We start from the raw sequence: 7466 nt of genomic DNA, 5'->3' as shown, positions 1-7466 counted from the left end.
AGACTGGTCTGCTTTTTTTCCCGGATTACGCTTCGCTGCATCCAGGCTACATGGTCTGTGGTCTGGATGGAGTGTAATGGAGTCCGGGTTAGACTGGTCTGCTTTTTTTCCCGGATTACGCTTCGCTGCATCCAGGCTACATGGTCTGTGGTCTGGGTGGGATGTATTGGAGTCTGGGTTAGACTGGTCTGCTTTTTTTCCCGGATTACGCTTCGCTCCATCCAGGCTACTTTGTCTGTAGCCTGGATGAAGTGCAACGGAATCCGGGGTTGTCTGGCCTGCACTTTTTACCCCGGATTACGCTCCACTTCTTCCAGGCTACTCATTTAATCAATGCTGTCCTGCTGGACCACCAATCGTTCCCGATACGTCATCGGAGGATGGGGACTCACCTGACGGCCTGACATCATCATCAGAATCCAAGTCATCATCTACCCAATCCTTAGGTGGACGGGGTGGCTTGCCATCCATGATATCGTTGATCTGTTGCGTATCGATGGTCTCATATTTCATCAACGCATCAGCCATCATGTGCAACTTCTCAAGATTATCATTGAGGAGCTTCTCTGCTCTTTCATAGTTGCGATCGATAAAACTTCTGATCTCTTCGTCAATGGTATGGGCAGTGTCGTCAGATACATTCTTGTGTTGTGTTACCGAACGTCCAAGAAAAACCTCTTCCTCTTCCTCGCTATACATCAACGGACCAAGACGCTCAGACAGTCCCCACTTGGTGACCATGCTACGTGCCAGATCTGTGGCGCGTTTGATGTCATTGGAGGCGCCTGTAGTCACCTTGTCAATTCCGAAGATCAACTCTTCAGCAATACGTCCACCAAACAGGCTGGAGATCTGACTCTCCAAATGCTGTTTGCTGTAGCTGTATCGATCGCCTTCAGGCAGAAACATGGTTACACCCAAAGCGCGTCCTCTGGGAATGATACTTACTTTGTAGACAGGATCGTGAGAGGGCACCAGACGACCAACTATGGCATGACCGGACTCATGGTAAGCGGTGAGTTTTTTCTCATCTTCGCTCATCACCATGGTACGACGCTCAGTACCCATCATGATCTTGTCTTTAGCTTTCTCCAACTCAATCATTTCCACCAGTGCTTTATTGGCACGAGCAGCAAACAGTGCAGCTTCATTCACCAGATTGGCCAGATCAGCGCCAGAAAATCCTGGTGTACCACGGGCGATAATCGCCGGTTTGACATCGTCTGCAGCTGCGACTTTACGCAGGTGCACCTTAAGAATCTGCTCACGTCCACGCACATCAGGCAGAGGAACAACCACCTGGCGGTCAAAACGTCCCGGTCGAAGTAGCGCAGGATCGAGAACGTCAGGCCTATTGGTTGCGGCAATCACGATGACGCCCTCATTACCTTCAAAACCATCCATTTCAACCAGCAGTTGATTCAGGGTCTGCTCACGTTCGTCGTGTCCGCCTCCGAGACCAGCGCCACGGTGACGTCCTACAGCGTCTATCTCATCGATAAAGATGATGCAGGGCGCATGCTTCTTCGCCTGTTCGAACATGTCACGTACACGGGAGGCACCGACACCGACAAACATCTCAACAAAATCTGAACCGGAAATAGTGAAGAAAGGTACCTTGGCCTCACCGGCGATGGCTTTCGCCAGCAGCGTCTTACCCGTACCCGGTGAGCCTACCATCAACACACCTTTTGGAATCTTGCCGCCAAGCTTCTGGAACTTGGAAGGATCACGCAGAAAGTCGACCACCTCGGTAACCTCCTCCTTGGCCTCTTCCACACCAGCCACATCACCGAATGTAATTTTTACCTGATCCTCGCTGAGCATGCGGGCTTTGCTCTTACCGAAGGACATCGCCCCTCGTCCAGCTCCACCACCCTGCATCTGTCGCATGAAGAAGATCCACAAACCGATCAACACGAAAAGAGGGAACCAGTTAATGAGAATATTCATCAACAATGATGGTTTCTCAGGAGGCGTGGCAACGATCTCAACATTGCTGTTGAGCAGGTCACTCACCAGCATATCGTCCCCAGGACTGTAGGTTGAAAACCTTTGCCCTGAGGTGAGCGTTCCGCTGATATCACGGCCACTGCCACTGAACTCAACTTCCTTCACCTGCCCTGTTTTCACATTGGAGATGAATTCTGAATAGCTCATCGGCTGAGCCTTGGGTTGGGTAGCTGAAAAATTATTGAAGACCGTCATCAGTACGATGGCGATCACTACCCAGAGAATTAAATTTTTTGCCATGTCGTTCAAAACGTAAGAACCTCTTGATCTCACTCCGGCAGAGCCGGTTATCTCTAGCCACACTGGCATCCGTGTGGAGGATGGTCTATGACCTCTCTATTCGTTGACAGGTAACACCATCTAAACTCTGTCAAAAACCCGAATAAAATTGTGCAAACAACTGATTTGTAGGGCTTACTGGTTGGTACGGTACTACATCTTAAAGTTCCCTGCTACTAAATAGATCTCCCGGCTCTTCGCCCGGGAAGAATCGGGTTTTCTACTGACAACCCGCGAGAATGCGCTTCGCATCTCTTTTAAATAGTCATCAAAACCAGTGCCCTGGAATACTTTAACCACAAAACTGCCACCTGGCTTCAGGGTTTCCCGAGCAAATTCCAGAGCCAGTTCGCAAAGATAGATCCCCCGCGGCTGGTCAACGCTGTTTATACCCGTAACATTGGGTGCCATATCGGAAATTACAAGATCGACTGGTTCTCCGTCCAGATAATTTCTCAATGACTCAAGGGGTTGCGGTTCCCGAAAATCGCCTTGAATGATGTGAACACCGGCAATGGGATCCATCTCCAGGATATCCAGAGCCACCACTTCTCCTTTTTCACCAACCAGGTCCCGTGCAATTTGACTCCAACCCCCAGGAGCCGCGCCCAGGTCAACCACCCTCATACCCGGTTTGATAATTCTATCTTTTTCCTGAATTTCCAGGAGCTTAAATGCAGCTCTGGAGCGATACCCAGCCTTTTGCGCCTGTTTGACATAGGCATCGTTAAAATGACGGTCGAGCCACTTTCGACTGCTTTTACTGCGTTTCATATCGCCTTCTTACCTGTAACTACAACCCTAATAATGGCTTAAAATTGCCAAATCAACAGTGACTATCCAACTGCCAACCCAATGAGGCCTTCCTACCAGCGAGAAATCGGGATAGAATCCGCCTCCCCAATGAGACACGATCAATATCATGCCCCTTACCTCAGATCAGACCAAATCACTAAAGAAGCTCGCACATAACTTGAAACCTGTGGTCATCATTGGCCAACACGGTCTCAGCGATGGCGTCATCAACGAAATCGAGATCAGCCTCGATCATCACGAATTGATCAAGGTTAAACTTGCGGGTGCTGATAAGAGTGATCGTGAGACTTTGAGCGCCAACATTGTAGAGCGCTTATCTGCTGAGTTGGTACAAATCATTGGACGGGTAGCGATTTTTTATCGGGCTAACCCGAAGAAAAAGAAGAACCGAATCATCCTCAACTAATCAGTGGCTCGGGGATATTGTGTTCAGCCATCCATCTGGTTGTGGCTATACACAACAGGGCGCAGATTATAGTGCAGTTTCTTATTCGTAACGCACTTCAAGAATTTCAAACTCTCTCGCTCCACCTGGGGTATTGAGAAATACATCATCCCCCTCCTGTTTACCGATCAAAGCCCTGGCAATTGGTGAACTGACTGAAATCAGACCCTGTTTAATATCCGCCTCATCCTCACCCACGATCTGGTAGGTAAACTCTTCATCATTATCCAATTCCAGAACCATTACTGTCGCGCCGAAAACCACCTTGCCTCCGGCATTCAGTGTTGTGACATCGATGATCTGTGCATTGGAGAGTTTACCTTCTATATCCTTGATCCGACCTTCGATGAAACTCTGCTGCTCACGAGCTGCATGATATTCAGCATTCTCCTTAAGATCACCATGCTCTCTCGCTTCAGCGATCGCCTTGATCACCTTTGGTCGCTCAACTGTTTTCAGCTGCTTCAATTCATCTTGCAACTTGGCGGCGCCCTGAGCTGTCAACGGTACCTTGTTCATAGAACTCTTTCCTCTCTACAACTGATCACTACTAGTGGAGGTCTTGAAGCCGGTTGACATTCAGCTCATCCAACTGCTTCAAGGCCAGACAGGTCGCCTCAGCACCTGAAATCGTAGTGGTATAGTTAACCTTGTGCTGAAGTGCCGTACGTCTTATCTCTGACGAATCTGCAATCGCTTGCACGCCTTCAGTAGTATTGATAATAAAGCTGACTTCTTTATTTTTGATGGAATCGACAATATGCGGCCGGCCTTCCATCACCTTGTTCACTCGCGTGCACTCAAGCCCGGCATCCAGCAATGCCTGACAGGTGCCACCGGTGGCGCTCAGGGAAAATCCCAATTCCACCAGATCCTGAGCAACCTGAACTGCCCTGGCTTTATCCGCATTGCGAACGCTGAGTAGTGCTTTACCGCCTTGAGGCAATTGATAACCCGCACCCATGATCGACTTATTGTACGCCTCACCGAAGGTAGCACCAACTCCCATCACTTCACCGGTTGATTTCATCTCCGGCCCGAGTACGGTATCGACACCTGGGAATTTGACAAAAGGAAAGACCGCCTCTTTAACAAAATAGTGTTCGGGTATGACCTCTTTGGTGATGCCCTGATCTTTGAGGCTGGTACCTGCCATACAACGGGCAGCAATTTTCGCCAATTGCAATCCAGTGGCTTTAGAGACAAATGGAACTGTACGGGAAGCCCTTGGATTGACTTCCAACAGATAGATCTGCTCATCCTTGATCGCGAACTGGGCGTTCATCAACCCGACCACTTTCAACTCCAGAGCCATTTTCCGCATCTGCTCACGCATCCTGTCCTGGATAGCAGCGGAAAGGGTATAGGGAGGAAGGGAGCAGGCAGAATCACCAGAGTGAACACCAGCCTGCTCTATATGTTCCATTATGCCGCCTATCAGTACATCTTTGCCGTCACAGATGGCATCGACATCAACTTCAATAGCGTCATCTAAAAAGCGGTCAAGCAATACCGGAGAGTCATTGGAAACACTCACTGCTTCGCGCATATAGCGACGCAGCTCATTTTCACGATAGACAATCTCCATGGCCCGTCCTCCGAGAACATAGGAGGGACGTACCACTAAGGGATAACCGATCTCTTCCGCCAGTTGAACGGCACTCTCCGAATCCCGGGCGGTGCGGTTTGGCGGCTGTTTCAGATTGAGCTTTTCCACCAGCTGCTGGAATCGTTCACGATCCTCTGCAAGATCAATGGAATCAGGGCTTGTACCGATAATCGGCGCGCCAGCAGCTTCCAGATCGTTTGCCAGCTTCAATGGCGTCTGGCCACCATATTGCACGATCACACCGGCAGGCTGCTCTTTATGAATGACTTCAAGAACATCCTCAAGGGTCAGAGGCTCAAAATAGAGTCTATCTGAGGTATCGTAATCGGTAGATACAGTCTCGGGATTACAGTTGACCATAATGGTCTCATAACCATCTTCACGCATTGCAAATGCCGCGTGTACACAACAGTAATCGAATTCGATTCCCTGACCAATACGGTTTGGACCTCCACCCAGTACCATGATCTTTTTCCGATCACTTGGCTGCGCCTCACACTCTTCCTCATAGGTGGAGTACATATAGGCAGTGCTGGTGGCAAACTCTGCAGCACAGGTATCAACACGTTTAAAGACCGGTCGTATCCCGGCGTCATGACGAAGCTGGCGAATCTCCGACTCACTGCCACCCACTAGTTCTGCGATACGCCGATCAGCGAAGCCTTTACGCTTTAGAAATCGCAGCCGCGACTCATCCAGACCTTCGATCCCCTGTCCGGAGATCTCACGCTCAAGATTGATCAATTCCTCAATCTGCACCAGAAACCAGGGATCAATGGCACAGATATCGAAGATCTCTTCCAGGCTCATGCCAAAGCGAAAACACTCTGCCACATACCAGAGACGTTCAGGCCCAGGCAGTCGTATTTCACGCACCAGGGTGTCTTTGACATGCTCTTCACTGAGGTCTAGCACCTCATCCAGGCCGTACTTACCAATCTCAAGCCCACGCAATGCCTTCTGCATCGATTCCTGAAAGGTACGACCTATTGCCATCACTTCACCCACTGACTTCATCTGGGTGGTGAGGCGATCATCGGCCTGGGGAAATTTTTCAAATGCAAACCGGGGTACCTTGGTCACGACATAGTCGATGCTCGGCTCGAATGATGCCGGTGTTGCCCCACCGGTAATTTCATTCTGCAACTCATCCAGGGTATAACCTACTGCCAGTTTTGCAGCCACTTTGGCTATCGGGAAACCTGTGGCTTTGGATGCCAGGGCCGAGGAACGAGAGACCCGTGGATTCATCTCAATGATGATCATGCGACCGTTTTCAGGATTGATGGCGAACTGTACATTCGAACCACCAGTCTCAACTCCGATCTCGCGTAACACCGCCAAAGAGGCGTCGCGCATGATCTGATACTCTTTATCGGTCAGAGTTTGTGCTGGTGCCACGGTGATGGAGTCACCGGTATGCACGCCCATGGGATCCAGGTTTTCTATTGAGCAGATGATAATGCAGTTGTCATTTCTATCCCGAACAACCTCCATCTCATACTCTTTCCAACCAAGAATCGACTCTTCGATAAGCAATTCACTGGTAGGGGAGAGGTCGAGACCACGCTCGCAGATCTCCACAAACTCTTCGGGATTGTAAGCGATACCACCTCCGCTGCCCCCCATCGTGAATGAGGGTCGGATAATCGCGGGATAACCAATCTGCACCTGAACCTGCTTCGCCTCTTCCAGGCTGTGAGCAATCACAGAGCGGGGCATATCCAGGCCGATTTTGCGCATCGCCTTGCGGAACAGGTCACGATCCTCTGCCTTGTCGATCGCTTCCCGGGAAGCACCAACCATCTCAACACTGTACTTCTCCAAAACCCCTTCACGCACCAGGTCAAGGGCAGAGTTGAGTGCAGTCTGTCCACCCATGGTCGGCAGCAGGGCATCGGGCCGCTCCTTGTCGATAATTCGCTCAAGGGTGCGCCAGGTGATGGGCTCGATATAGATGGCATCAGCCATATCCGGATCGGTCATGATCGTGGCCGGATTGGAGTTCACCAGAATTACCCGATATCCCTCCTCTTTCAGAGCCTTACAGGCCTGAGCGCCAGAGTAATCGAACTCACAAGCCTGACCGATAACAATCGGGCCAGCGCCTATGATCATGATGCTTTTTATGTCTGTACGTTTTGGCATTAATTCATCAGTCCGCAAATAAAACGCAAATAGATATTTAGATTACCGATACATTGTCATTTCGCTACACAGCCCCGTATACAACAGAAAACGGGGTACTAATATTCAGCGGTAAAGCAATGTTCAGCCCTGTTAATCGAAGAAATTTCATCACCT

General features: G+C 49.9%; 6 protein-coding genes. 1 reads left to right on the top strand and 5 read right to left on the bottom strand.

The annotated features are described in order from the left end of the window. From AC4IFB_RS05600 to rlmE, 3 genes are all read right to left on the bottom strand, one after another. Nucleotides 1–284, bottom strand: a 284-nt coding sequence (locus tag AC4IFB_RS05600) for a hypothetical protein (RefSeq protein WP_490779621.1), incomplete at its 3' end; no start/stop codon positions are given. A 46-nt stretch (nucleotides 285–330) separates the two neighbouring features. Then, a complete protein-coding gene (ftsH, locus tag AC4IFB_RS05595; protein ID WP_490777096.1) occupies nucleotides 331–2253 on the bottom strand; it encodes an ATP-dependent zinc metalloprotease FtsH in 1923 nt (640 codons plus the stop codon). Nucleotides 2254–2445: 192 nt separating this feature from the next. Continuing rightward, entirely contained in the window at nucleotides 2446–3066 is a 621-nt protein-coding gene (gene rlmE, locus AC4IFB_RS05590) for a 23S rRNA (uridine(2552)-2'-O)-methyltransferase RlmE (RefSeq protein ID WP_490779620.1), read from the bottom strand. Nucleotides 3067–3214: 148 nt separating this feature from the next. Here rlmE and yhbY point away from each other — a divergent pair, with 148 nt between their 5' ends. Then, complete coding sequence (gene yhbY, locus AC4IFB_RS05585) at nucleotides 3215–3514, top strand: ribosome assembly RNA-binding protein YhbY (RefSeq protein WP_490779619.1); 300 nt, start codon at nucleotides 3215–3217, stop codon at nucleotides 3512–3514. Between the two features lie 81 nt (nucleotides 3515–3595). On the opposite strand, the gene greA is transcribed toward yhbY, so the two are convergent. Both greA and carB read right to left on the bottom strand, forming a co-directional pair. Continuing rightward, nucleotides 3596–4072 carry a transcription elongation factor GreA gene (gene greA, locus AC4IFB_RS05580; RefSeq protein WP_490779618.1) on the bottom strand — a complete coding sequence of 159 codons (477 nt, stop codon included), beginning with the start codon at nucleotides 4070–4072 and terminating at the stop codon, nucleotides 3596–3598. A gap of 31 nt (nucleotides 4073–4103) precedes the next feature. Further along, nucleotides 4104–7310, bottom strand: a complete 3207-nt coding sequence (gene carB / locus AC4IFB_RS05575) for a carbamoyl-phosphate synthase large subunit (protein ID WP_490779617.1) — start codon at nucleotides 7308–7310, stop codon at nucleotides 4104–4106. Between the last annotated feature and the right edge of the window lie 156 nt (nucleotides 7311–7466).

Source organism: Candidatus Thiodiazotropha sp. AKIB8 (genome assembly GCF_058244675.1).
The sequence above is the reverse complement of the archived record's forward strand: the minus strand, read 5'-3'. Positions and strand labels throughout refer to the sequence as shown.

Bases quoted from the DNA above. Each gene is read 5' to 3' on its own strand.
- ftsH (WP_490777096.1), bottom strand. From the start codon at position 2,253: ATGGCAAAAAATTTAATTCTCTGGGTAGTGATCGCCATCGTACTGATG.
- rlmE (WP_490779620.1), bottom strand. From the start codon at position 3,066: ATGAAACGCAGTAAAAGCAGTCGAAAGTGGCTCGACCGTCATTTTAAC.
- yhbY (WP_490779619.1), top strand. From the start codon at position 3,215: ATGCCCCTTACCTCAGATCAGACCAAATCACTAAAGAAGCTCGCACAT.
- greA (WP_490779618.1), bottom strand. From the start codon at position 4,072: ATGAACAAGGTACCGTTGACAGCTCAGGGCGCCGCCAAGTTGCAAGAT.
- carB (WP_490779617.1), bottom strand. From the start codon at position 7,310: ATGCCAAAACGTACAGACATAAAAAGCATCATGATCATAGGCGCTGGC.